Source organism: Aquabacterium sp. J223 (assembly GCF_024666615.1).
Taxonomy (GTDB): Bacteria; Pseudomonadota; Gammaproteobacteria; order Burkholderiales; family Burkholderiaceae_C; genus J223.
This window is the reverse complement of sequence record NZ_CP088297.1, coordinates 2853136-2878270: the sequence shown is the minus strand read 5'-3', so window position 1 is coordinate 2878270 and position 25135 is coordinate 2853136. Positions and strand designations below refer to the sequence as shown.

Annotated in this window: 25 protein-coding genes; 16 read left to right on the top strand and 9 right to left on the bottom strand. The window is 72.4% G+C overall.

Annotated elements, in window-relative coordinates; translation table 11 throughout:
- Positions 1-39 precede the first annotated feature (39 nt).
- The 16 genes from LRS07_RS13720 (at position 40) to LRS07_RS13645 (ending at position 14115) form a co-directional block, all read left to right on the top strand.
- Positions 40-687, top strand: a complete 648-nt coding sequence (locus LRS07_RS13720; protein ID WP_260498575.1) for a hypothetical protein — start codon at positions 40-42, stop codon at positions 685-687.
- A complete protein-coding gene (locus LRS07_RS13715) occupies positions 684-836 on the top strand; it encodes a LuxR C-terminal-related transcriptional regulator (RefSeq protein ID WP_260498574.1) in 153 nt (50 codons plus the stop codon). Before LRS07_RS13720 ends, LRS07_RS13715 begins: the two co-directional genes overlap by 4 nt.
- 61 nt (positions 837-897) lie before the next feature.
- The gene (locus tag LRS07_RS13710) at positions 898-1845 is read left to right on the top strand and encodes a LysR family transcriptional regulator (protein WP_260498573.1); all 948 of its coding nucleotides are present in this window, start codon (positions 898-900) and stop codon (positions 1843-1845) included.
- A gap of 134 nt (positions 1846-1979) precedes the next feature.
- Positions 1980-2489: a cupin domain-containing protein gene (locus LRS07_RS13705; protein WP_260498572.1), complete on the top strand. Its 510-nt coding sequence runs from the start codon at positions 1980-1982 to the stop codon at positions 2487-2489.
- Positions 2490-2522: 33 nt separating this feature from the next.
- Positions 2523-3530 carry a hydroxyquinol 1,2-dioxygenase gene (locus tag LRS07_RS13700; RefSeq protein ID WP_260498571.1) on the top strand — a complete coding sequence of 336 codons (1008 nt, stop codon included), beginning with the start codon at positions 2523-2525 and terminating at the stop codon, positions 3528-3530.
- 103 nt (positions 3531-3633) lie between these two features.
- Complete coding sequence (locus LRS07_RS13695) at positions 3634-5100, top strand: aldehyde dehydrogenase family protein (protein WP_260502115.1); 1467 nt, start codon at positions 3634-3636, stop codon at positions 5098-5100.
- A gap of 19 nt (positions 5101-5119) precedes the next feature.
- On the top strand, positions 5120-6094 hold the full coding sequence (locus LRS07_RS13690; protein ID WP_260498570.1) for a tripartite tricarboxylate transporter substrate binding protein: 975 nt from the start codon (positions 5120-5122) through the stop codon (positions 6092-6094).
- 2 nt (positions 6095-6096) lie between these two features.
- Positions 6097-7164, top strand: a complete 1068-nt coding sequence (locus tag LRS07_RS13685; protein WP_260498569.1) for a maleylacetate reductase — start codon at positions 6097-6099, stop codon at positions 7162-7164.
- Between the two features lie 131 nt (positions 7165-7295).
- Complete coding sequence (locus LRS07_RS13680; protein ID WP_260498568.1) at positions 7296-8468, top strand: ABC transporter substrate-binding protein; 1173 nt, start codon at positions 7296-7298, stop codon at positions 8466-8468.
- A gap of 12 nt (positions 8469-8480) precedes the next feature.
- Positions 8481-9200: an ABC transporter ATP-binding protein gene (locus LRS07_RS13675; RefSeq protein WP_260498567.1), complete on the top strand. Its 720-nt coding sequence runs from the start codon at positions 8481-8483 to the stop codon at positions 9198-9200.
- Positions 9197-9901 carry an ABC transporter ATP-binding protein gene (locus LRS07_RS13670; protein WP_260498566.1) on the top strand — a complete coding sequence of 235 codons (705 nt, stop codon included), beginning with the start codon at positions 9197-9199 and terminating at the stop codon, positions 9899-9901. Before LRS07_RS13675 ends, LRS07_RS13670 begins: the two co-directional genes overlap by 4 nt.
- Before the next feature lie 4 nt (positions 9902-9905).
- Entirely contained in the window at positions 9906-10766 is an 861-nt protein-coding gene (locus LRS07_RS13665) for a branched-chain amino acid ABC transporter permease (protein ID WP_260498565.1), read from the top strand.
- Between the two features lie 103 nt (positions 10767-10869).
- Entirely contained in the window at positions 10870-11862 is a 993-nt protein-coding gene (locus LRS07_RS13660) for a branched-chain amino acid ABC transporter permease (RefSeq protein ID WP_260498564.1), read from the top strand.
- 26 nt (positions 11863-11888) lie between these two features.
- A complete protein-coding gene (locus LRS07_RS13655; RefSeq protein WP_260498563.1) occupies positions 11889-12749 on the top strand; it encodes a dioxygenase family protein in 861 nt (286 codons plus the stop codon).
- Positions 12746-13462 (top strand): 3-oxoacid CoA-transferase subunit A, encoded by a 717-nt coding sequence (locus LRS07_RS13650; RefSeq protein WP_260498562.1) that lies wholly within the window; start codon positions 12746-12748, stop codon positions 13460-13462. The genes LRS07_RS13655 and LRS07_RS13650 overlap by 4 nt, the downstream gene beginning before the upstream one ends.
- A complete protein-coding gene (locus LRS07_RS13645) occupies positions 13459-14115 on the top strand; it encodes a 3-oxoacid CoA-transferase subunit B (protein ID WP_260498561.1) in 657 nt (218 codons plus the stop codon). The genes LRS07_RS13650 and LRS07_RS13645 overlap by 4 nt, the downstream gene beginning before the upstream one ends.
- 17 nt (positions 14116-14132) lie before the next feature.
- Here the strand turns inward: LRS07_RS13645 and LRS07_RS13640 are convergent, their stop codons facing one another.
- The 9 genes from LRS07_RS13640 to LRS07_RS13600 all read right to left on the bottom strand — a co-directional run bounded on the left by LRS07_RS13640 (position 14133) and on the right by LRS07_RS13600 (position 25133).
- The gene (locus tag LRS07_RS13640; RefSeq protein ID WP_260498560.1) at positions 14133-15011 is read right to left on the bottom strand and encodes a sugar phosphate isomerase/epimerase family protein; all 879 of its coding nucleotides are present in this window, start codon (positions 15009-15011) and stop codon (positions 14133-14135) included.
- 3 nt (positions 15012-15014) lie between these two features.
- Positions 15015-16223 (bottom strand): dihydrodipicolinate synthase family protein, encoded by a 1209-nt coding sequence (locus LRS07_RS13635; protein WP_260498559.1) that lies wholly within the window; start codon positions 16221-16223, stop codon positions 15015-15017.
- A 7-nt stretch (positions 16224-16230) separates the two neighbouring features.
- Entirely contained in the window at positions 16231-17394 is a 1164-nt protein-coding gene (locus tag LRS07_RS13630) for a Gfo/Idh/MocA family protein (protein WP_260498558.1), read from the bottom strand.
- A 35-nt stretch (positions 17395-17429) separates the two neighbouring features.
- On the bottom strand, positions 17430-18410 hold the full coding sequence (locus LRS07_RS13625; RefSeq protein ID WP_260498557.1) for a tripartite tricarboxylate transporter substrate binding protein: 981 nt from the start codon (positions 18408-18410) through the stop codon (positions 17430-17432).
- A gap of 60 nt (positions 18411-18470) precedes the next feature.
- Positions 18471-19160, bottom strand: a complete 690-nt coding sequence (locus LRS07_RS13620; protein ID WP_260498556.1) for a TetR/AcrR family transcriptional regulator — start codon at positions 19158-19160, stop codon at positions 18471-18473.
- A gap of 850 nt (positions 19161-20010) precedes the next feature.
- Positions 20011-21951, bottom strand: a complete 1941-nt coding sequence (gene selB, locus LRS07_RS13615) for a selenocysteine-specific translation elongation factor (protein WP_260498555.1) — start codon at positions 21949-21951, stop codon at positions 20011-20013.
- 10 nt (positions 21952-21961) lie between these two features.
- Entirely contained in the window at positions 21962-23413 is a 1452-nt protein-coding gene (selA, locus tag LRS07_RS13610) for an L-seryl-tRNA(Sec) selenium transferase (protein ID WP_260498554.1), read from the bottom strand.
- Complete coding sequence (gene fdhE / locus LRS07_RS13605) at positions 23413-24447, bottom strand: formate dehydrogenase accessory protein FdhE (RefSeq protein ID WP_260498553.1); 1035 nt, start codon at positions 24445-24447, stop codon at positions 23413-23415. The genes selA and fdhE overlap by 1 nt, the downstream gene beginning before the upstream one ends.
- Positions 24444-25133, bottom strand: a complete 690-nt coding sequence (locus tag LRS07_RS13600) for a formate dehydrogenase subunit gamma (protein WP_260498552.1) — start codon at positions 25131-25133, stop codon at positions 24444-24446. Before LRS07_RS13600 ends, fdhE begins: the two co-directional genes overlap by 4 nt.
- Positions 25134-25135 lie beyond the last annotated feature (2 nt).

Here is a 25135-nt window from a genome sequence, read left to right as displayed (position 1 = left end):
GGCCGATCCCCTTTGACCTCGCCGAAGACCGTCCGTCGCATGCGCACCTGGGCCCTTGAAGATCACTCGCTGCAGCAGCGCCGACCGCCGGGTGCGGACGAGGTGCTGGCGGGCGTCATCGACGCCATCGGCCAGGCCGACTTCGGCCACCGCCTGCTGGTGCAGCTGAACCGGCTGCTGCCGGTGGGCTCGGTGTCGGCCTACCTGCTGTCGCAGGGCGGGCTGCCCCAGCTCATCACCACCGCGACCCAGGTGTCGCCCGACCGCACGGCCGAGGTGTGGCGCGCCTACTGCGGCGACGTCCACCGGCTGGACCGGACCTTCGACGCCTGCTGGAACAGCCCCGGCAGCCTGCTGACGCACCACCGCAAGGACGCCTTCACCACACCGCACCAGCGGCTGGTGTACGACCCGCTGCAGACGCAGGAGCGGCTGTCGCTGGCGGTGCCCTGCGACGGCGGACGGCTGCTGGCGGTCAACCTGTACCGCTGCGTCGGCCAGCGCTGGTTCAGCCTGGAGGAGGCCGAGGCGGTGGGCAGCCTGGCCCGGCCGCTGGTCGCCTGCGTCAAGCAGCAGGCCAAGGGGTGTGGGCGCCGCCACCCGGCACGACGCCCGACGCCCGCGCGCTGCGCACCCGGCTGGCCCGCCTGTGCAGCCGGCTCACGGCGCGCGAACTCGACGTGGTGAGCCTGCTGGCCGCGGGCCTGCGCTACGAGGAGGTGTGCGTGGCGACGGGGCTGTCGCGCTCGACGGTGAAGACCTACCGCGAGCGGTCGTTCCTCAAGCTCGGGCTGACCTCGCGCGCGCAGCTGTGGGCGCTGCTGGCGCCGCATTGACCCCGCCGCGGCCGGCCGTCGAGACGCGGCCGCTGCGGCCGCTTCAGAATCGCCGCCGCCCATGGACCGCTTCCTCGTCATCGAGGCCTTCGTCCGCGTCGCCGAGACCGGCAGCTTCGCCGAGGCGGCGCGGCAGATGCGCGTCAGCCGTTCGGCGCTGACCGAGCGGGTGCAGCAGCTCGAGGCCTTCGTCGGTGCGCCGCTGTTCGTGCGCAACACCCGCAGCGTGCGGCTGTCGGAGCTGGGCCAGACCTTCCTGCGCGAATGCACGGAGCTGGTGGCGCGCACCGACGAGGTGGTCAACCAGATGCGCGAGGTCACCACCTCGCCGGCGGGGCGTCTGCGGGTGCATGCGCTGCCCGGCTTCGTGCTCGGCCACCTGGCCACGCTGCTGCAGGACTTCCAGGGCCGCTACCCGCAGATCGTGCTCGACATCGTCGTCAACGACGCGGCCATCGACCCGGTGAAGGAGGGTTTCGACTGCGCGCTGCAGATCTTCCCGCCGCGCTCGGAGGAGCTGGTGTCGCGCCGGCTGTTCCCGGTGCGCCGCGTGTTCTGCGCCTCGCCCACCTACCTGCGCCGCTGGGGCGTGCCGCGGGCGCCGGAGGACCTGCTGCGGCACCGGCTGGGCTGGTACTCCGGCTACCCCACGCGCGAGCGGGTGGTGTTCCACCGCGCGGATGAAACACCGGTGTCGCTGGAGCTCAAGCCCACGCTGCTGAGCAACAGCGTGCACCTGCTGCAGGAGTACGCGCTGGAGCATGCCGGCATCGTCTGCCTGCCCACGCTGGTGGCCTCGCGCGCGGTGCTGGCCGGCCAGCTGGTGCTGGTGCTGCCCAAGCACCAGCTCAGCGCCTTCTGGCTGAGCGTGTTCTACCCGCGGGCGGCGCGCAGCTCGCTCAAGCTCAAGCTGTTCCTGGAGGCGCTGGTGAAGAATTTCGCCGGGACGCCGCCCTGGGACGCGGGGCTGTTCGAGGCCGGCCTGGTGCCGGAGACCCTGATCGAGTGACCGGGGAAACCCGGACGATTGTTCGGGACTGGCGAACAAATCAGTCCCCGATGCGGGACTACTGCGCAGAAGTCCTCCTGCCTAGACTGCGGCCACTCGCCGGAACAGGCGAACGAACCGCGACAGGAGACCGCATGCCCGACGTTGCCTACCAGACCCAGTTCGGCTCCCTCGACCACTACGAGAAGGGCCAGGTGCAGATCATCGACGACGATGTGCGCCACTACGCCTTCAGCAACTGCTTCGAGATCGCCTCCAAGGCCAGGCCGTACGAGCGGGTGGTCTTCGGCCAGAACCAGATCTACGTGCTGGAGTGCGTGCGGGCCGAGGGCGGCTCGCCCTGGTACACCTGCGCGCACGACGAGTTCGCGCTGGTGATGGACGGCGAGGTGGAGGTCCACCTGGTGCAGTTGTCCAAGGAGCAGCAGGTGCCCGACGCCGAGCACAACGGCGCGGTGCTGGTGAAGGGCGAGCCCAAGGGCGCCAGGATGGGCTGGATGACGCTGCGCCGCGGCCACCAGGCGCTGCTGCCGAAGAACGCCGCCTACCAGTTCCGCAGCGCCAAGCCCGCGGTGGTGGTGCTGCAGACCTGCAAGGGCGACCTGTCGGTCGAACGCTGGGCCGAGATCTGCCAGACCGCCTGAACGCCCGTCAACCAGACACCGGAAGGACGCACCATGAACGCACCCGCCGAACTCGCCCACGTGGCCGCCTCGCAGCCCCACGAGGTGCTGGGCTACCGCAGCTTCACGCTCGGCAGCTTCAAGTTCCGCCGCGACGAGTACTTCGCTCACATCGAGTGGACCACCCGCGACGGCCGGCCGCTGAGCCACACCATGGACGTGGGCAACTACCTGCGGGCGCTGATGCGCGACGTGGCCTGGGGCTTCTTCTACGGCTGGGTCAACTTCGACCATGTGGTGGGCACCGTCAACCACTACAAGACGGTGGACTTCTTCGCCGGCAGCTACAACGAGACGATGAAGGCCGCCAACGTCGACCTGCTGGAGAACTTCCCCAGCGAGCAGATTGGCGAGACCTTCAAGGCCATGCTGGACGACTGGACCAACGAGGGCTTCGACCCCTTCGCCGCGCCGCAGGAGACCGGCACCCCCTACGGCCGCAAGCGCGGCAACAACACCGCGGCGGTGACCCGCGCGCGCGAGCTGGCCACCCGCTGCGTCGGCCTCAAGGGCGACCTCGACCTGCGCAGCGACGCGCGCGGCGCGCCGGTCAACCGCGCCTTCGCCGACGTGCCGCAGGACCAGCCCGAACTGCACCCCGAGCCCGGCTTCGAGAACGAGGTGCACGCCTTCAACCTCTTCGCCTTCCTCAGCCGCAGCCAGGTGACCTGGAACCCCAGCTTCACCAGCGTCGTCAAGCACAGCTACATGTGCCCGACCACCGAGGAGCACATCCTGCCCATCGTGCACGGCAACGACCGGGTGGAGTGGTTCTTCCAGATGTGCGACGAGATCCACTGGGACTGCGCGCACAAGGAGACCGGCAAGCCGCTGGCGCGGGTGATCATGAAGGCCGGCGACATGGCCGCGATGCCGGCCTACTGCCGCCACCAGGGCTACAGCCCCAAGCGCTCGATGCTGCTGGTGTGGGAGAACGGCTCGCCGACGCTGGTCTACGAGATCCAGAAGGGCGAGGCCCCGGAAGTCCCGGTCAAGTTCTGAGCGCACCCCCGCCACGGGCGGCCCCGCTGCCCCTTCCCAACGCCTTCGGAGATCGTTCATGAACCTCGCGGACATCCAGGCCGCGGCCGGCCTGCGCACGCCGATCCGGCACCAGCTGTTCATCGGCGGCCGGTTCGTCGATGCCGCCAGCGGCGAAACGCAGGCCACGCTCAACCCGCACGACAACACGCCGATCGCCGAGGTGGCCATGGCCGGCCGGGCCGACGTGGACGCGGCGGTCGAGGCGGCGACGAAGGCCTTTCCCGCCTGGGCCCGCATGGCGGCGGCCGACCGCGGCCGCATCCTGCTCAAGCTGGCCGACCTGATCGAGGCCAACGCCGAGGAGCTGGCGCGGCTGGAGTCGCTGGACACCGGCCATCCGCTGCGCGATTCGCGTGCGCTTGACGTGCCGCGCACGGCGGCCTGCTACCGCTACTTCGGCGGCATGGCCGACAAGTTCCAGGGCGAGACCATTCCCGTCGAGGCCGGCTTCCTCAACTACACCCTGCGCGAGCCGGTGGGCGTGGTCGGCCAGGTGGTGCCGTGGAACTTCCCGCTGATGTTCACCAGCTGGAAGATGGCGCCGGCCCTGGCCGCCGGCAACACCGTCGTCATGAAGCCGGCGGAGATCACGCCGCTGACGAGCCTGCGGATCGCCGAGCTGATGGCCGAGGCCGGCCTGCCCGACGGCGTGGTCAACGTCGTGCCGGGGCTGGGCCCGGTGGCGGGTCAGTACCTGGCCGAGCACCCCGGCGTGGCCAAGATCGCCTTCACCGGCAGCACCGCGACCGGCAAGCGCATCGTGCAGGCGAGCGCCGGCAACCTGAAGAAGGTGCAGCTCGAGCTCGGCGGAAAGGGCGCCAACATCGTCTTCGACGACGCCAACCTGGCCGCTGCCGTCAACGGCAGCGCCTGGGCCATCTTCCACAACCAGGGACAGGCCTGCATCGCCGGCAGCCGGCTCATGCTGCACGAGCGCATCGCCGACGAGTTCCTCGAGCGTTTCGCGACGCTCGCGCGCAGCATCCGGCTGGGCAACCCGCTGGACGACGCCACCGAGATGGGGCCGCTGACCAGCGTGCAGCACCGCGACCGCGTGCTGTCCTACGTCGACGTGGCACGGGCGCAGGGCGGCGAGGTGGTGGCCGGCGGCCGGGCGCCGACGGCGGCGGACCTGGCGGCCGGCTGCTACGTCGAGCCCACCATCGTCCGCGCGCGCAGCGCCCGCGACCGCATCGCGCAGGAGGAGGTCTTCGGCCCCTTCGTCACCGTGCTCACCTTCAAGGACGATGCGGAGGCCCTGGCCATCGCCAACGGCACCGACTACGGCCTGGGCTCGGGCCTGTGGACCACCCACCTGCCGCGCGCCCACCGCTTCGCCCGCGAGCTGCACGCCGGCATGGTGTGGATCAACTCGTACAAGCGGGTCAACCCCGGCTCGCCCTTCGGCGGCGTGGGCCAGAGCGGCTACGGCCGCGAGATGGGCTTCGACGCCATGCGCGAGTACACCCAGGTCAAGAGCGTCTGGGTCAACGTCGACGCGCAGATCCCGCCGTGGTACCCACGCTGATCGCCGAAGGACTTGCACCATGAGGACTGTCATCAAAGCCGCGCTCACCGCCCTGCTGGCCGCCGGCACCCTGGGCGCGGCCAGCGCGCAGGCGCCCGCCTGGCCGAGCAAGCCGATCCGCGTGGTGGTGCCGTTCCCGCCGGGCGGCATCGTCGACACGGTGGCCCGGCAGCTGCAGCCGCGGCTGCAGGCCGCGCTCGGCCAGCCGGTGCTGATCGACAACCGCGGGGGCGCCGGCGGCACCGTGGGCGTCGGCGAGGTGGTGCGGGCGCCCGCCGACGGCCACACGCTGGTGATGGTGTTCGACGCCTTCGCCACCTACCCGCTGGCCTATCCCAAGCTGGGCTACGACATCCAGCGCGACCTGCAGCCGGTGACGCAGATCGTCAGCAACCCGCTGGTGCTGGTGGTCAACCCCGCGGTGCCGGCGCCCGACCTCAAGGCCTTCGTCGCGCTGGCCAGGTCGCGGCCGGGCAAGCTGAACTACGCCTCGGTGGGCGCGGGCAGCAGCAACCACCTGACCGCCGAGCTGTTCAAGAGCGTCAGCGGCACCTTCATCACCCACATCCCCTACCGCGGCGGCGGTCCTGCGCAGCAGGACCTGCTGGGCGGCCAGGTGGAGGCGATGTTCCTCTCGGCCGTGCTGGCGCAGCCGCACGTCAAGGGCGGCAAGCTGCGCGCGCTGGCGCAGACCGGCGCCCGCCGGGTGCCGGCCTACGCCGACACCCCGACGGTGGCGGAGAGCGGCTACCCCGGCTTCGACGTCAACTCCTGGGTCGGCCTGCTGGCACCGGCCCAGACGCCGCGGCCCATCGTCGACCGTCTGCAGGCCGAGGTGCGCCGCATCGTCGAGTCGCCCGACTTCGCCGCCCGCCTGACCGAGCAGGGGCTCACCGGCATCGCCAGCACGCCGGAGCAGTTCGCCGCGCTGCTGGCCGCCGAGCAGGCCCGGTGGGGCCGGCTGGTGAGCGAACGCAAGCTGGCGCTGGACTGACGATGCAGGCCTTCACCTACGCCGCCAGCCCGTCGCGCATCGTCTTCGGCGCGGGATCGCTGGCCCAGTTGCCCGCCGAGGTGGAGCGGCTGGGCGCGCGGCGTGCGCTGGTGCTGTCCACGCCCGAGCAGGCGGCGTCGGCCGAGCGGGTGGCCGCGCTGCTGGGCGAGCGCTCGGCCGGTGTCTTTCCGCGCGCCGTCATGCACGTGCCGATCGAGACCGCGCGCGAGGCGCGGGCCGAGGCGCAGCGGCTGGGCGCCGACTGCGCGGTGGCGATCGGCGGCGGCTCGACGACGGGACTGGGCAAGGCGATCGCGCTGGACAGCGGCCTGCCCATCATCGCCGTGCCGACCACCTACGCCGGCAGCGAGGTCACGCCCATCTACGGCCTCACCGAGGCCGGCGTGAAGAAAACCGGCCGCGACCCGCGGGTGCTGCCGAAGACGGTGGTCTACGACCCCGAGCTCACGCTGACGCTGCCGCTGGCCATGACGGTGACCAGCGCCTTGAACGCCATCGCCCATGCCGCCGAGGGCCTGTACGCGCACGACGGCAACCCGGTGGTTGCGCTGATGGCGGAGGAGGGCCTGCGTGCCTGCGCCGCCGCGCTGCCGGCGCTGCAGGCCGACCCGCGCGACCTGGCCGCCCGCGGCGAGGCGCTGTACGGCGCCTGGCTGTGCGGCACCGTGCTCGGCAGCGTGGCCATGGGCCTGCACCACAAGCTGTGCCACACGCTGGGCGGCAGCTTCGACCTGCCGCATGCCGAGGTGCACACCGTGGTGCTGCCGCATGCGCTGGCCTACAACGCGCCGCACATCCCCGCCGCGCTGCTGCGCATCGGCCGCGCGCTGCAGGTGCCGGCGGCCGCGGTGCCGGCCGCGCTGCAGGCGCTGGCGGCCCGCCACGGGGCGCCCACCTCGCTGGCCGCGCTCGGCATGCCGGCCGGCGGGCTGGACCGTGCCGCCGGCCTGGCCGTGCAGACGCCGTACCCCAACCCGCGGCCGCTGGAGCGGGCGCCGCTGCGCGCGCTGCTGCAGCGCGCGTTCGAGGGCGCGCCGCCCGAGCCCTGAGCCGACGATCCCGACACCCACAACACCACGAGAAGGAGACACCATGACGCTGAACCGCCGCACCTTCGTGCAGGGCACCACCGCCACCGTGGCGGCGGGCGCCCTGGCCCGCCGCCTTCGCCGCCGACACGGTGAAGATCGGCTACGTCAGCCCGCAGACCGGGCCGCTGGCGCCCTTCGGCGAGGCCGACAAGTGGGTGATCGACCAGATGAAGGCCGCCTTCAAGGACGGCATCGCCATCGGCGGCAAGAAGCACGCGGTGCAGATCGTGCTGAAGGACAGCCAGTCCAACCCCAACCGCGCCGGCGAGGTGGCCAACGACCTCATCCTCAAGGACAAGGTGGCGCTGGTGCTGACGGCCGGCACGCCGGAGACCGCCAACCCGGTGAGCGACGCCTGCGAGCTGAACGAGGTGCCCTGCGTCAGCAGCGTGGTGCCCTGGCAGCCCTGGTTCTTCGGCCGCAAGGGCGACCCGGCCAAGGGCTTCGCCTGGACCTACCACCTGTTCTGGGGCCTGGAGGACGTCATCGCCAACTTCACCAACGGCTGGAAGGGCGTGGCCACCAACAAGAAGGTGGGCGGCCTGTTCCCCAACGACGGCGACGGCAACGCCTGGGGCGACAAGGAACTCGGCTTCCCCAAGCCGCTGGCCGCGCAGGGCTTCGCGCTCACCGACCCCGGCCGCTTCCAGAACGGCACGCAGGACTTCAGCGCGCAGATCGCCGCCTTCAAGCGCGACGGGGTGGAGATCGTCACCGGCGTGGTCATCCCGCCGGACGCCAAGACCTTCCTCACCCAGGCGCGGCAGCAGGGGCTCAGGCCCAAGGTCGTCACGCTGGGCAAGGCGTTGCTCTTCCCGGGCGCGATCGAGGCGCTGGGAGACCTCGGCCACGGCCTGACCACCGAGGTGTGGTGGACGCCCTCACATCCCTTCACCTCGTCGCTGACCAAGCAGAGCGCCAAGGCGCTGGCCGACGCCTACGAGGCCGGCACCGGCAAGCAGTGGACGCAGCCGATCGGCTTCGCGCACGCCCTCTTCGAGGTGGCGTCCAGCGCGCTGTCGCGGGCGAAGTCGGTGAAGGCGGCCGACGTGCGCGACGCGGTGGCGGCCACCTCGATCAGCAGCGTGGTCGGCCCGGTGAAGTGGGGCGGGCCCGGCCCGATGAAGAACGTCAGCAAGACGCCGCTGGTGCTCGGCCAGTGGGTGCCGTCCACCGGCAAGCGCAAGGTGGAACTGGTGGTGGTGAACAACGCGGCCGCGCCCAACATCCCCACCGGCGGCACGCTCAAGCCGCTGGGCTGACGGTTGACCGCCATGACGCTGCTGGCGCTGCACGGCGTGCGCAAGTCCTACGGCGCGCTGACGGTGACCGACGACGTCTCGCTGGCCGTGCAGGCCGGCGAGACCCTGGGCATCCTCGGCCCCAACGGCGCCGGCAAGACGACGCTGTTCAACCTCATCACGGGCGACGTGCGGGCCGACGCCGGCCGGGTGGAATACGAGGGCCGCGACGTCACCGCGCTGCCGCCGCACCGGCGCTGCCGCGGCGGCATCGGCCGCAGCTACCAGGTGCCGCAGCCGTTCGGCCACATGACGGTGTTCGAGAACCTGGTCACCGCCGCCTGCTTCGGCGGCCGGCAGACCGAGCGCGAGGCCTGGGCCACCGCGGTGCAGGTGCTGGAGCAGACCGGCCTGGCGCCGCAGGCGAACAAGCCGGCCGGCGGGCTGACGCTGCTCAACCGCAAGCGGCTGGAACTGGCCCGCGCGCTGGCCACGCGGCCGAAGCTGCTGCTGCTCGACGAGATCGCCGGCGGCCTGACCGAGCCCGAGGCGCAGGTGCTGGTCGAGGAGCTGAAGCGCATCAAGGCCCAGGGCGTGACCATGGTCTGGATCGAGCACGTGGTGCACGCGCTGCTGGCCATCGCCGACCGCCTCCTCGTCATCAACTTCGGCCAGACGCTGGCCGAGGGCGATCCGCAGGCGGTGATGGCGAACCCCGAGGTGCGGCGCGTGTACATGGGGATGGAAGCATGACCGCGCTGCTGACCACCCATGGCCTGACCGCCTTCTACGGCGACGCCCAGGCGCTGTTCGGCATCGACTTCCGGCTCGACGCCGGCGAGGTGGTGGCCGTCATCGGCGCCAACGGCGCGGGCAAGAGCACCTTCCTGAAGTCGCTCACCGGCCTGGTCAAGGCGCCCAGCGCCGACAGCATCCGCTTCGACGGCCAGCCCATCGGCGGCCTGCCGCCGGGGCGCATCGTGCGCCAGGGGCTGGCCATGGTGCCGGAGGGCCGGCGCCTCTTCCCCAGCCTGACGGTGGAGGAGAACCTGCTGATGGGCGCCACCGCCGGCCGTGCGGGGCCGTGGAACCTGCCGCGCCTGCAGGCGCTGTTCCCCATCCTCAAGGACAGGCGGCACCAGCCCGGCACCGCGCTGTCCGGCGGGCAGCAGCAGATGGTCGCCATCGGACGGGCGCTGATGAGCAACCCGCGGGTGCTGCTGTGCGACGAGCTGTCGCTGGGGCTGGCGCCCATCGTCATCAAGGAGATCTACGACGCGCTGCCGGCCATCACCGCCGAGGGCATGAGCGTCGTCATCGTCGAGCAGGACGTCGGCGTGGCGCAGCGGGTGAGCCGGCGGGTCTACTGCTTCCAGGAAGGGCGCGTGTCGTTGGAAGGCGCCAGCGGCGCCCTGAGCCGCGAACAGATCAGCGCCGCCTACTTCGGGGTGTGAGGCGATGGTGGACACCGTGATCCAGGGCCTGCTGCTGGGCGGGCTGTACGCGCTGTTCGCGCAGGGCCTGTCGCTGATGTTCGGCGTCATGCGGCTGACCAACACCGCGCAGGGCGACTTCATCGTGCTGGCGGCGTTCGGCGCCATCGCGCTGGCCGCCGGCACCGGCGCCGGGCCGCTGTGGGCGGCCGTGCTGCTGCTGCCGGTGGCCTTCGGGGCCGGTTATGCGCTGCAGCGCTGGGTCCTGAACGGCACGCTGGGCAAGGACCCGCTGCCCTCGCTGGTGGTCACCTTCGGCCTGTCGGTGGTGATCCAGAACGCGCTGCTGGAGGTCTTCTCCGCGGACCCCCGTTCACTGGACAGCGGCGGCCTGGCGACGCAGAGCCTGGCGCTGGGCGAGGGACTGGCCGTCGGCGTGCTGCCGCTGGCCATCCTGGCCGTGGCGCTGGCGGTGACCTTCGGCCTGCAGCAGCTGTTCGACCGCACCGCGCTCGGCCGCGCCTTCCGCGCGGTGTCCGACGAGCGCGAGATCGCCGAGCTGATGGGGCTGGACGCCCGCAAGGTCTACGCCCTGGCCACCGCCATCGCCTGCGCGGTGATCGCGGTGGCCGGCGTCTTCCAGGCGCTGCGCACGACCGTGTCGCCGGCCGACGGGCCGCTGCTGCTGCTGTTCGCCTTCGAGGCGGTGATCATCGGCGGCATGGGCTCGTTCTGGGGCACGCTGGTGGGCGCCCTGGTGCTGGGCGTCACCCAGCAGGTGGGCTTCCGCATCGACCCGGGCTGGGGCATCTGGTTCGGCCACCTGATGTTCCTGGCGGTGCTGCTGGTGCGGCCGCAGGGGCTGTTCCCGCGCACCCGAGGCTGAAATGGACCACCCCCTACGCGCTTCGCGCGCCCCCTTCGAGGGGCAACACCAGCGGCCCGGCAAAGCCGGATCCGCGGTGTTCTGCTTGGAAAGAGGGACGGGTGTGAACGCTGGCTTTGAGGTGGTGAGGCACAGCACGGCCAGCCGTGCGACGCTGGCCGTCGGCCTGGCGCTGGTGCTGCTGGCGGCCAGCATGCCGTGGTGGGCCGAGTCGAGCTGGATGCGCGACTTCGTCGAGATCGCCTGCTACTTCATCTTCGCGATGATGTGGAACCTGCTGGCCGGCTACGGCGGCATGGTGTCCATCGGCCAGCAGGCCTTCTTCGGCCTCGGCGGCTACGCCATGGTGGCGATGGGCAACCTGGGCGGGGTGAACCCCTTCGTCGCCATCCCGCTGGCGGCGCTGGCCGCGGCCATGGCGGCGGTGCCGCTGTCCACGCTGGCCTTCCGGCTGCAGGGCGGCTACTTCGCCATCGGCACCTGGGTCATCGCCGACGTGCTGCGGCTGTCCTTCGCCAACCTGAGCGCGCTGGGCGGCGGCTCGGGCACCAGCCTGACGGCGCTGCGCGGCATCGACAAGGCCACCCGCGAGGGGGTCACCTTCTGGATGGCGCTGGCCTGCGTGGTGGCCAGCCTCCTGCTGGTGTACCTCTTCCTGCGCAGCAAGCAGGGGCTGGCGCTGCTGGCCATCCGCGACAACGAGGTGGCGGCCGAGAGCCAGGGCATCGCCGTGCGCCGCATGAAGCTGGCGGTGTACGTGGTGGCGGCCTTCGGCGCCGGGCTGGCCGGCGCGCTGTACTTCGTCGGCAACCTGCGCATCAGCCCGGATGCGGCCTTCAGCGTCAACTGGACGGCCTTCGCCATCTTCATGGTGGTGATCGGCGGCATCGGCCGCATCGAGGGGCCGCTGGTGGGCGCGGTGATCTTCTTCCTGCTGAACAAGCTGTTCAGCGACTACGGCACCTGGTACCTGCTCGGCCTGGGGCTGCTGGCCATCGTGGTCACCATCCGCTTCCGCCAGGGGCTGTGGGGCTGGGCGCAGCAGCGCTGGGGCTGGTCGCTGTTCCCCACCGGCCGCCGCCTGGTGCGTCGCTGACGCCGCACACAACCCGAAGGATGGACATGTCCCCCCGTGAATCCGAACCGCTGACCCGAGAGGCGCTGGAACGTTTCGCCCACACGCCCGACGCGCGTCTGAAGCAGGTCATGCAGTCGCTGGTGCGCCACCTGCACGACTTCGCGCGCGACGTGCAGCTCACCGAGGCCGAGTGGGTGCAGGCCATCGGCTTCCTCACCGAGACGGGCCAGACCTGCACGCCCAGCCGGCAGGAGTTCATCCTGCTCAGCGACGTGCTCGGCCTGTCGATGCAGACGGTGGTGCTGAACCAGGCGCGGCCGGCCGGCTGCACCGAGTCCACCGTGCTCGGGCCCTTCCACGTGCGCGAGGCACCGCTGTACGAGAACGGCGCCGACATCGCCAACGGCGCCGCCGGCCGGCCCTGCACGGTGCGCGGCCAGGTGCGCAGCGTGGACGGCAGGCCGCTGGCCGGCGCGCTGCTGGACGTCTGGCAGGCCGACGCCGACGGCGAGTACGACGTGCAGAAGCCCGGCCTGGCGCAGGCCCAGGCCCGCGGCAAGCTGCACGCCGACGCCGACGGCCGCTTCGAGTTCCGCACCATCGTCGCCGAGTCCTACCCCATTCCCACCGACGGGCCGGTGGGCCGGCTGCTGGCGGCCACGCGACGCTCGTCCTGGCGGCCGGCGCACCTGCACTTCTGGATCGAGGCCGAGGGCCACGAGACGCTGGTCACCCATGTCTTCCGCCGCGGCGATCCGCACATCGCCACCGACCCGGTGTTCGGCGTGCGGCAGTCGCTGATGGCAGACTGGCGCGAGCAGCCGGACGGCACGACGCTGCTGGAATACGATTTCGTCCTCAACCCCACCGTGCCCAACCCCCCACTGCGAGAGGAGCCGGCGTGATCGACAAACGGGCGGCCTCGGTCGCCGATGCGCTGGCCGGCACGCCGGACGGCGCCACCGTGCTCATCGGCGGCTTCGGCACCGCCGGCATTCCGAACGAACTGATCGACGGGCTGATCGAGCAGGGCGCGCGCGACCTGGTGATCGTCAACAACAACGCCGGCAACGGCGAGACCGGGCTGGCCGCGCTGCTGAAGGCCGGCCGGGTGCGCAAGGTCATCTGCAGCTTCCCGCGCCAGGCCGATTCGCAGGTGTTCGACGGGCTGTACCGCAGCGGCAGGCTGGAACTGGAGCTGGTGCCGCAGGGCAACCTGGCCGAGCGGCTGCGCGCCGCCGGCGCCGGCATCGGCGCCTTCTTCACGCCCACCGGCTTCGGCACCGAGCTGGCGCTGAACGCCGACGGCACGCCGAAGGAGACCCGCGTCATCGACGGCAAGCCCTACGTGCTGGAGCACCCCATCCGCGGCGACCTGGCGCTGATCAAGGCCGAGCGCGGCGACCGTTGGGGCAACCTCACCTACCGCAAGGCGGCGCGCAACTTCGGCCCGGTGATGGCGATGGCGGCGGCCCGCACGGTGGCGTCGGTGCACGAGATCGTCGAGCTGGGCGAGCTCGACCCCGAGGTGGTGGTGACCCCCGGCATCCACGTCAGCCGCATCGTCCAGGTGCCGCGGGTGGCGACGCAGGCCGGCGGCTTCAAGGAGCGGGCATGAAGCGCAGGACCAAGGACGAACTGGCGGCCCGCGTCGCGCAGGACATCCACGACGGTGCCTACGTCAACCTGGGCATCGGCCAGCCCACGCTGGTCGCCAACCACATCCCGCCCGGCCGGGAGGTGATCCTGCACAGCGAGAACGGCATCCTCGGCATGGGCCCGGCGCCGGCCGCGGGCGAGGAGGACTACGACCTCATCAACGCCGGCAAGCAGCCGGTGACGCTCAGGCCCGGCGGCGCCTATTTCCACCACGCCGACAGCTTCGCCATGATGCGCGGCGGCCACCTGGACATCTGCGTGCTCGGCGCCTTCCAGGTCTCGGCCACCGGCGACCTGGCCAACTGGAGCACCGGCGAGGCCGGCGCCATTCCCGCGGTCGGCGGCGCAATGGACCTGGCCATCGGCGCCAAGCAGACCTGGGTGATGATGGACCTGCTGACCAAGCCGAGCCCCAACAAGCCCGGGACCAGCAAGCTGGTCGAGCGCTGCACCTACCCGCTGACCGGCATCGCCTGCGTCAAGCGCGTCTACACCGACCTCGCGACGCTGGCCTGCACGCCGCAGGGTCTGGTGCTGATCGACCTCGTCGACGGGCTGACGCACGCCGAACTGGAGCGCCTGATCGGGCTGCCGGTGGCCGGCGCCGCCTGACCGGCGGCCACCGGGGCCTAGACGCAGGCCCGGTGCCGCTCGATGCAGGTGCGCAGCGTGGTCTCGCCGTCGCGCTGCCACCAGTCGCGGGTGGAGAAGATCTCCACCTCGCTGTGGCCGTCGAAGCCCTGCGCCTCCACCCAGCCGCGGATGCGGCGCAGGTCGATCACGCCGTCGCCCATCATCCCGCGGTCGTTGAGCAGGTCGCGGGTCTCGATGCGCCAGTCGCAGACGTGGAAGGCCAGCAGCCGCTCGCGACCGGCGCGGGCGATCTGGGCCTCCAGCTTGGGGTCCCACCAGGTGTGGAAGACGTCGACCGCCACGCCCAGCGCGCCGCTGCGCTGCGGGTCGAGGAGGTCGCACACGTCCAGCGCCTGTTCCATCGTGTTGATGCAGGCGCGGTCGGCGGCGAACATCGGGTGCAGCGGCTCGATGGCCAGCGGCATCCGGCGCTCGACGGCGTAGGGCAGCAGGGCGGCGATGCCGTCGGTGACCTGCTGCCGCGCGGCGCCGATGTCCTTGTGGGCCGCCCGGCCCTGCAGGGCGCCGGGCAGGCCGCCGACCACCAGCACGAGGCAGGGCGCGCCCAGCTCGCAGGCCTCGTCCACCGCGCGCCGGTTGTCGTCCAGCGCGGCGCGGAAGCCGGCGTCGTCGGCCGTGGTGAACATCCCGCCGCGGCAGTAGCCGGAGAGCTCCAGGCCATGCGCCTTGATCGTGCGGGCCGTTTCCTTCAGGCCGGCGGCGTGCACCTGGTCGCGCCAGGGCGAAACCGCGCGGATCTCCAGCCGCGCGCAGGCGTCGAGGATGTCCAGCAGCGGCCAGTCGCGGCCGTGCTGCTGGCGCACGGTGGCGGTGTTGATGGACAGCCAGCGGTGGTCCTGCGAGAAGTCCCGCATGGCTCAACCCTCCAGGCCGTGAAGGGCCAGCAGCGTCTTCATCCGCCGCACCGCCAGCTCGGGCTGTTCCAGCAGGCCGGCGGCGTCGGCCAGGCGGAACAGCTCGGCGAGGTGCGGCAGCGAGCGGGTGCTCTGCTGGCCGCCGACCATGGCGAAGTGGCTCTGGTGGCCGTTCAGCCAGGCCATGAACACCACGCCGGTCTTGTAGAAGCGGGTGGGCGCCTTGAAGATGTGGCGCGACAGCGGCACGGTGGGCGCCAGCAGTTCGTGGAAGCGGCCGGCGTCGCCCGCGGCCAGCGACTGCAGTGCGGCGGCGGCGGCGGGTGCGATGGCGTCGAAGATGCCCAGCAGCGCGTCGCTCTGGCGCCGGTTCTCCGCCTCGCCCACCCCGTCGCCGGCGATCAGCTCGGCGTAGTGGAAGTCGTCGCCGGTGTACATGCGGACGCCGCGGCCGTCGGGCCCGCCGGTGGTCGGCAGGCGGCGCCGCATGGCGATCTCTTTGTCCTTGTCCAGCAGCGAGATCTTGATGCCGTCGACCTTGTCGGGATGGGCGGCGATGACGCCCAGCGCGGTGCTCATCGCCTCGTCGACGTTGGCAGAACCCCAGTACCCGGCCAGCGCCGGGTCGAACATCTCGCCCAGCCAGTGCAGCACCACCGGCTGCCGGGCCTGCGACAGCACCCGGTCGTAAACGCGCTCGTAGTCGGCCGCGCCCTTCGCCACCCGCGCCAGCGCGCGGCTGGCCATGACGATGAGCCTGCCGCCGGCGGCCTCGATGGCGGCCATCTGCTCCTCGTAGGCGCGGATCACGTCGTCGACGCTGCGTGCCGCCTCGGGCGCCAGCTGGTCGGTGCCGCAGCCGCAGGCGACGAGGGCGCCCGGCACCGAGCGGGCCTCGGCCAGCGAGCGCTGGATCAGCTGCAGCGAGGTTGGCCAGTCCAGCCCCATGCCACGCTGCGCCGTGTCCATGGCCTCGGCCACGCCCAGGCCGAGCGACCACAGCCGGCGGCGGTAGGCCAGCGTCGACTCCCAGTCGACCGCCGCCTGCAGCCAGGGATCGATGGCCGCAAGCGGATCGGCCACCACGTGCGCGGCCGAGTAGGCGATGCGCGCCAGCGGCTTGCCGGCCACCGGCTGCACCGGGGTGCGGCCGCTGAGCGTGTAGCGGGCCGGCCGACCGTCGGCACCCGGCAGGGTGAGGGACAGGCTCATCCCGGCCTCACAGCGCCAGCGCGGGCACGTCGACCCAGCGCCGGTCCTTCCAGCTCTTCAGGGCGGCCTCGACCAGCTGCACGCCCTTGGCGCCTTCGGGCAGCGTCCAGCGGTACGGCGCGTCCTCGACGACGTGGCGGATGAAGGCCTCCCACTGGATCTTGAAGCCGTTGTCGTAGACCTGGGTGTCCGGCACCTCCTGCCACTGGTCGAAGAAGTTCATCGTCTGCTTGACGTCGGGGTTCCACACCGGCCGCGGCGTGTTGACGCGCGACTGCGCGCGGCAGTCCTGCAGGCCGGCGACGGCCGAGCCGTGGGTGCCGTCGACGTGGAAGGTGACCAGGTCGTCGCGGCGCACGCGGGTGGCCCAGCTCATGGTGAGCTGCGCGATCACCGGCTCGCCGTTGTGGCCGACCAGCTCGGCGGTGCCGTAGGCGGCGTCGTCGGCGGTGGCCTTGTACGGCTGGCCGGCCTCGTCCCAGCGCTTGTCGATGTGGGTGGCGCCGATGCAGCTGATGCTCTTCACCTGGCCGAACAGGTTGTCCAGCACATAGCGCCAGTGGCACATCATGTCGAGGATCATCCCGCCGCCGTCCTCGGCACGGTAGTTCCAGCTCGGGCGCTGGATGGGCTGCAGGTCGCCTTCGAAGACCCAGTAGCCGAAGTCGATGCGCACGTTGAGCATGCGCCCGAAGAAGCCGGCGCGGCGCAGCATGTCCAGCTTGCGCAGCCCGGGCAGGAACAGCTTGTCCTGCACCGCGCCGTGCTTCAGGCCGGAGGCCTTGGCCACCTGGCACAGCTCCATCGCCTCGGCCAGCGTGGTGGCGATGGGCTTCTCGCAATACACGTGCTTGCCGGCGCGCAGCGCCTGCGCCAGAAGGGTGGGGCGCATCTGCGTGGTGCCGGCGTCGAAGAAGACGCTGTCGTTCCGGTCGGCCAGCGCGGCGTCGAGGTTGGTGCCCCAGCGGGCGATGCCGTGGGCCTTGGCCAGCGCCTCGATCTTCTCGGCGTTGCGGCCGATGAGGATGGGGTCGGGCATGACCCGGTCGCCGTTGGCGAGCGTGACGCCGCCCTGCTGGCGGATGGCGACGATGGAGCGGATGAGGTGCTGGTTCATGCCCATGCGTCCGGTGACGCCGTGCATGATCAGACCGAGCCGTTGGGTGGCCATGGAGGTCCTTCGGTGGAGTCGGTGGAAGGCGGCGGTCACTGCTGGGCGGTGAGCCCGGCGGCCTTGACCAGCGCCTGGTTGGCGTTGATCTCTTGGCGGATGTAGGCGTCGAACTGCTCGGGCGGCAGCGTCCAGGCGTCGGCGCCCAGCCGGGTGAAGCGGTCCTTCACCTCGGGCGAGGCGAGCGCCTTGGCCACTTCCTCGTGCAGCCGGTTGACGATGTCGCGCGGCGTCTTCGCCGGCACCATCATCCCGATCCAGAAGTTGAACTCCGAGCCCGGCACGCCGGCCTCGGCCGTGGTGGGCACGTCGGGCAGCGCCGCCGAGCGCTTGGGCGAGCCCACCGCCAGCGCGATGAGCTGGCCTTCCTTGATCTGCCCCAGCACCGGCGCGATGGGCGAGAAGTAGTAGTCCACCCGACCGGCCATCACCTCGCCCACGGCTTCCGCGGAGCCCTTGAAGGGGATGTTCGTCGCCTCGATGCGCGCGGCGAGCCGGAACTTCTCGGCGTTGAGGTGGGTGGCGCTGCCCTGGCCGGCCGAGGCGAAGTTGAAGCTGCCCGGCTTGGCGCGCGCGGCGGTGAGCAATTGCTGCAGGCTCTTGATGTTCTTCTGCGGCGAGATCACCAGCGCATTGGGCAGCGAGGCGATCGGCGTGACGCCGGCGAAGTCGGCCACCGTGTCGAACGGCAGCTTGGCGAAGGTCCAGGGGCTGACCGTGTGCGACGAGGAATGGATCATCACCGTGTAGCCGTCGGGCGCCGCGGTGGCGACCGCCTGCTGGCCGATGGTGCCGCTGGCGCCGGCCCGGTTGTCGACCACCAGCTGCTGGCCCAGGCTGGCGGCCATCTTGTCGGTGATGGCGCGGGCGATGATGTCGGTGGTGCTGCCGGCGGCGAAGGGCACCACCACGCGGATGGGCTTGTTGGGGTAGGCGGTGGACTGGGCGGCGGCGGCCAGGCTGAAGCTTGCGGCCAGGCCGGCCAGCGCCAGCCGCAGGGGCAGGGCGAAGGTCATCGGGTTGTCTCCTTGCGGGGGTCTTCTTAATTCCCCGTTCGGTTAATTCTGGACCCGGACCTAGTCCCTTAGCAAGTACCCCAGCACCACGTCGGTGATGTGCGACAGCCGTTCGCTGCAGGCCTTCGGCGCCATCAGGTTGCGGCCGAAGATGGCCGACAGGGTGTGCCGGTTGGACTGGTAGAAGTAGGCCAGCCCGGCGATGGAGATGTAGAGCTGCACCGGGTCCACCCCGCCGCGGAACACGCCGTCGCGCTGGCCGCGCGCCAGCACCTCGGCCAGCGTCTGCACCAGCGGCGAGTTCATCTCGCGCACCCGCTCCGACCGCTGCAGGTGCGTCGCCCGGTGCAGGTTCTCGCTGTTGAGCAGCGTCAGGAACTCCGGGTGCTTCAGGTAGTAGTCCCAGGTGAAGGCGGTGAGCCGGCGCACCGCCTCGGGCGGGTCGAGGTCGGTCAGGTGGAGCTGCTGTTCGGCCTCGCGGATGCGCCGGTAGGCGTCCTCCAGGACGGCCAGGAACAGGTCGTCCTTGTTGCCGTAGTAGTAGTAGATCAGCCGCTTGTTCAGCCCGGCCCGTTCGGCGATGCGGTCCATGCGGGCGCCGCCCAGTCCGTGCTCGGCGAACTCGGCGGCGGCGGCGGCCAGCAGCGCCTGCTGCGAGCGCTCGGCGTCGCGGGCGCGCGGGCCGGCGGGCTCGGCGGGCGCCGCGGCGCCGGAGGAGGCGTCGACGGGGGCGGTCTTCTTGTTAACCATTCGGTGAATCGCGTGGCGCCGGTCCGGCACGGGGGCATTGTCGGCGCAGCGCGACGGCACCCCCCGGGCCGGGTGCCGCGGGCCGGCGCGCAGTTTGCCGAGAGGCTTGCACCTTGTTTCACGCTTCGCTGCAGGAGGCCGCTATGCGATGTCCTGTGCCCCTCGTCCGCCGCCCGTCGCCCCCGTGGCGCGTCGCCCTGCTCATGGCCGTGGGTTGGCCGGCGTTGGCGGCGGCCGACACGATGGGCGAGGCGATGGTGTCGCCGCTGTCGTTGACGGCCCGGGTGATGGAAGCCCCGGCCGAGCCGGCCGCCGACGAAGCCCCCGCGCCGGACGCGCGGGCGGCCCGTTTCTGGCGGCGGGCGCGGCCGGTGGCCGCCCTGGGCCTGGCGCTGGGGCTGGAGGAGGCGTCGCCGGGCTGGCCGGCGGCCTCTCTGCGGCTGTCGGCCCTCGAGCGGCAAGACCGCAGCCGGGCCGACGGCATGGGCCTGGTCATCGGCCCCGTGCGGTCGGCCGGCAGTCCCCTGCCGGCGGTCCGCCTGATCGCCCTGCGCCTGGGTTTCCGCGAGGCCACGCCCACCCAGGCCATGGCGGCCTACGCCGGCATGCGGCGGCTGCAGGGGGCAACAACATCGGCGTCGCCGGCTCGTTGGCGCTCAGCGCGGCCGCCGGCGCGGTGTGGACCACGCAGCACGAAGGGGCGAAGCTCGCCGTCATCCCGGCCATCGGCTCGAAGCACATCGGCATCGGCGTGGCGGCCAGCTGGTGAATCTCGTCGCCCCCCCTTGCAGGCGAGCACGCCCGCCGAGGCCCCTGGGGGACGGCGGGGCCGGCGCTCGGCCCGCGGCGGCTAGGCTTCCGGCAGAAACAGCAGGCAGTCGGCGCGCAGCCGGTGCAGGTCGCCGGTGCGGCGCAGCAGGCCGATGCGGTCGAAGTGCTCCAGCACCTGGATGGCCCGCTTGCGGCCCAGGCCGGTGGCGTCGCGGAAGGCGGCGGCGGTGACGGTGCCGCCGTGCTCGGCCGCCAGGCGGCGGGCGGTGCCGGCCAGCGCGGCCATCGTCGCCTCGGGGTAGTAGAGGTCGCGCACGACCTGGTGCAGTTCGCCGCGCTGGGCCAGCCGGGCGAGGGTGGTGCGCATGAGGGCCTCGGGCTCGCCGCCGTCGCGCGCCAGGTCGCGCACCCAGGCGCCCTCGACGCCGGCGGCGGCCAGCCGCGGCGCGGCCTTCTGTGCGATCCGGGTCTCGGTGTCGGACAGCCGCACACCGTGCGCCGGCAGGTGCACGAAGGCGCCGCGCCGCGCGATGCGGCCGTCGTCGCGCAACCGCTGCAGCAGCGCCCGCCACAGCGGCTCGCTCAAGCGCGGCAGCGCGATGCGGCGCAGCCGGGTGGCGTCCGGTCCCAGTTCGTCGGGCGCGCGCTCGTGGAACTCGGTCAGCGCCTGCAGCACTTGGCCGGCGGCCTGGTCGGCCTGGGCGGCACCCAGCACCCAGGTGGCGCCCGCCTCGTCCGACGACAGGCAGCCCTCGGGCAGCGCGGTCCGCAGCGGCTCCACCGCCGTCAGGCCCTGGGCGCGGGCGAAGCGCAGCAGGTCCAGGCCCTGCGGTGCGCAGGCCACCGCCTGCCGCAGCCGCCCGGCGGCGGTCGGTGCCTGCAGGGCCTGCAATTCCTGCAGCCGCTGCGGGCTGCGGCGGTAACGCGCGGGCGCGAAGGGGTCGATCACCGTGCCGCCGGCCAGCGTGCGGCTGGCCGAGGCGTCGCGCAGCACCAGCCGGTCGCCATGCCAGGCGCCCAGCGGCGCCTGCAGCACCAGTTGCACCAGGCCCTGCTCGCCGGGCTGCAGCCGCTCGGGCTCGCGTCCGCCGTCGAGCACCGCCACGCTGCCGGCCACCGCGGTGGCGCCGAGGTGCACCTGCACCGGCTGGCCGGTCTTCAGCGCCTTGGCTTCGCCGGGCCAGACCTGCAGCCGCACGTCCAGTCGCGAGGTGGCCAGCGCCACCGACGGTTCCACCAGCCACTGGCCGCGCTGGACCTCGGCGCGTTCGAGGCCGGCCAGGCCCACGGCGCAGCGCTGGCCTGCGCCGGCCTGCGCCACCGCCCGGTTCTGCGCATGCAGGCTGCGCACGCGCACCTGCCGGCCGTCGGCCGGGTCGCCGAGCTGCAGGGCCTGGCCGGTGCGCACCCGCCCTGCGTGCGCCGTGCCGGTGACCACGGTGCCCACGCCGTCCAGCGTGAACGCCCGGTCCACCGCGAGACGGAAGGCGCGTCCGTCGTCCTCGGCCCGGCGATGCTTCCGCGCGGCCTCCACCAGCAGCTCGCGCAGGCCGGGCAGGCCGCGGCCGTCGGTGGCACTGACGGCGAGTAAGGGTGCGTCGGCCAGCACGCTGTGCTGCACCAGCGCGCGCGCCTCGGCCTCGACGGCGCGCCGCCGGGCCTCGTTCACCCGGTCGGCCTTGGTGATCACGACCGCGCCCTGGCCGATGCCCAGCAGCGACAGCACCGCCAGGTGCTCGCGGGTCTGCGGCATCGGCCCGTCGTCCGCCGCCACCAGCAGCAGCGCGAAGTCGATGCCGGTGGCGCCGGCGAGCATGGTGTGCACCAGCCGCTCGTGGCCGGGCACGTCGACGAAGCCGATCGGCTCGTCCAGTCCGTCCACCGGCAGGTAGGCATAACCCAGCTGCAGGGTGATGCCGCGCGCCTTCTCCTCCGGCAGGCGGTCGGTGTCGACGCCGGTGAGCGCGCGCACCAGGGTCGTCTTGCCGTGGTCGATGTGGCCTGCCGTTCCGACGATCATGTGCCGACGATCATCGGGCCAGCAGGCCCTGCAGGGTGGAAAGCTGCTCGAACAGCAGGCGCGGCTCTTCGAGACAGCGCAGGTCCAGCAGCAGCCGGTCGTCGGCGATGCGGCCGATCACCGGGCGGGGCAGGGCGCGCAGGGCGGCGGCCAGGGCGTCCAGCGCGCGGCCGCTGCCCTTCTTCTTCGCGTCCGCCGGCGACAGCGCCAGCCCGGCCGAGGGCAGGCGGTCCACGGGCAGCGAGCCGGAGCCGATCTGGCCCTGCAGCGCGACGAGTTCGACGTCATAACGCGGCTGCACCGCCGCCTGCACCGACGGCAGCAGCGCCTCGGCCACGGCCTGGATGCGCGCCAGCGGGCGGGTCAGCAGCCGCAGGGTGGGCAGCGTGTCCGTCAGCTTCTCCGGTCGCAGGTACAGCCGCAGCGTGGCCTCCAGCGCCGCCAGCGGCAGCTTGCCCATGCGCAGGGCGCGCTTCATCGGAAAGCGGCGGATGCGCTCGACGGCGTCGCGCCGGCCGACGATCAAGCCGGCCTGCGGCCCGCCGAGCAGCTTGTCGCCGCTGAAGGTGACGACGTCGCAACCCGCAGCCAGCTTCTCCTGCGGCAGCGGCTCCCGCGGCAGGCCCCAGGTCGACAGGTCGACCAGCGAGCCGGCGCCCAGGTCGCTGGCCAGCGGCAGGCCCCGGGCATGGGCGATGGCGGCCAGCTCGGCCTCGTCCACCGCGGCGGTGAAGCCCTGCACCACGTAGTTGCTGGTGTGCACCTTCATCAGCAGCGCGGTGCGTTCGCCGATGGCGCGCTCGTAGTCGCGCGCGTGGGTGCGGTTCGTGGTGCCCACTTCCACCAGCGTGGCGCCGGCGGCGGCCATCACGTCCGGCATGCGGAAGGCGCCGCCGATCTCGACCAGCTCGCCGCGCGAGACGATGCATTCCCGCCCGCCGGCCAGCGCGGCGATGGTGAGCAGCACCGCCGCGGCGTTGTTGTTGACCACCGTGGCCGCCTCGGCGCCGGTCAGCTCGCACAGCAGGCCCTCGACCAGCGCATCGCGGTCGCCGCGGCCACCGGCGGCCAGGTCGTATTCGAGGTTGTTCGGGCCGGCCATCACCTCGGTGATCAGGTCCAGCGCGGCCTGCGGCAGCAGCGCGCGGCCGAGGTTGGTGTGGACCACCGTGCCGGTGAGGTTGAGCACCGGCCGGATGTTGGAGGCCAGGCGCCGCGCGACCCGCTCCGTCAGGGCCTGCGCCAGGGCCGCGGGCTGCACGGCCTCGCCGGCGAGGGTGCCGCCCACGGCCAGCGCGCGCAGCCCCTCCAGCAGCGCCCGCGCCTCGCCGGCGATCAGGGTGTGGCCATGGGCCTGCACCAGCGCCGTCACGGCGGGCAGGCGCAGCAGGTTGTGAATCGAAGGGAGGGCCTGGGGACTCGCCTTCGGACCATGCACGATGGACCCGACGGGCGTCGTCATCAGCCGCCTCCGGGGTCGTCGGCGTCGCCTTCGGGGTCGCCGAACAGCAGCAGCAGGTTCAGGCCGTGGCGCTGCAGGCCCTCCTCGGCCACCAGCAGGTCCAGCGTCAGCGACGCCAGGTCGTCGGCCACCGGCTCGACCTGCGGGTCGCGCGTCATGTGCACGATCTTCAGGTAGTGGCCGCACTCGCCGCAGCACTCGGCCTGCACCGCATCCCGGCCGGCGCCGGCCGGCGGGGTGGCCCGGCCTTCGACCGGCTGCAGCGAGCGGTAGGTGATGCCCTTGGTGCTGTCGCAGCGGGCGCACTTGATGCGCACCAGGTGCCACTGCGTGGCGCACAGCGAGCAGTGCAGGTAGCGAAAGCCCGAGGTGTCGGCGCCGATGCGGGTGACGCTGGCGGTGGGCCGGCCGGCGCAGCAGGGGCAGGCCGTGGCGTCGTCGACGCGGCCGAAGGGCGCGATGGCGCCGGGCGCGGCCGCGGCGTCGTGGCGCTGCTGCACCGCCAGCACCAGCCGCGTCAGGTGCAGCTGCAGGCCGGCCGCCAGCAGCGGCGCGGCGCCCAGGTCCAGGCCCTGCATCACGCCGGTGAGCAGCCGCTCGGCCTGCTGCTGAAGTCGATCGTCGTCCCAGGCCGCCACCTGCTCGACCATCGGCCGCGCCGGGCTGTTCGCCAGTCGCGGCAGCAGCGCGGTCAGCAGGTCGCGCAGCTCCGGCCGCCACGCAGCGTCGCGCAGCAGCCAGTCGGCCTGCAGCGGTGCCACGCCGTCGCGGGCGGCATCGTCGAGCGCCTTCGGCTCGGGCAGGACCAGGCCCGGCCGTTCACGCTGCAACGCGGCATGCTGGGCCTCGGTCAGCTGCGCCGCGAAGAGCAGGAAGTCGCGCATCGCATGCCCGGCGGACAGCTGCCGCAGGCGCAGCGCGCGGTCGGCAAAGACGCTGGCCCGCTCGGGCAGGCGGAGGAAGGGCGCCGGCTCGCCGGAGTTGACGGCGATCTCTTCCGGCGACAGCAGCCGGGCGGTGGAGGAAAGGCTCAAGGCGTGCTTCGGGTGGGGGGCAGGGGACGGCCGAGGCCGGGGGTGACACCGGGCGTCGTGCCGGCGGCCGCGCGTTGGGTCACCTCACGGTGCCACAGCGGGTGATTCTGGCGCGCCCAGCCCTCGTTGACCGTGCCGCGGGTCATCGCCCGCACCGTGCCCTTGACCCAGATCGCCGCGTAGACGTGGACGATGACGCCCAGCACCAGCACGAAGGCCGCGATGGCGTGCAGCAGCACCGCCACCCGGCGCAGCGGGATGGCGAAGGCCGGTGCGAACCAGGGCTGCCAGAACATGAAGCCGGTGACGAGCAGCACCGCCAGCGCCACCACGAAGACCCAGAACACCGCCTTCTGCCCGGCGTTGTACTTGCCGACCGGCGGCATGCCGGCCTTGTCGCCCTTCAGCATCTTCGGCGCGTGGCGCAGCCATTCGCGGTCGTGCGAATGCAGCAGGTTCTCCCGCCACAGCCGCACGGCCAGGCCGATGAAGGCCAGCGCCATCGCCACCCCGAGGAAGGGGTGCAGGATGCGCGCCCAGGTGCCACCGCCGAAGAAGGTGGACAACCAGAACAGGCTGGGGTGGAAGAAGGCCAGGCCGGAGGCGCCGGCGCAGAGGAAGAGCAGGGCGATCAGCCAGTGGTTGAGCCGCTGGCCGTCGGTGTAGCGCTGGATGTAGCGGGGCATGG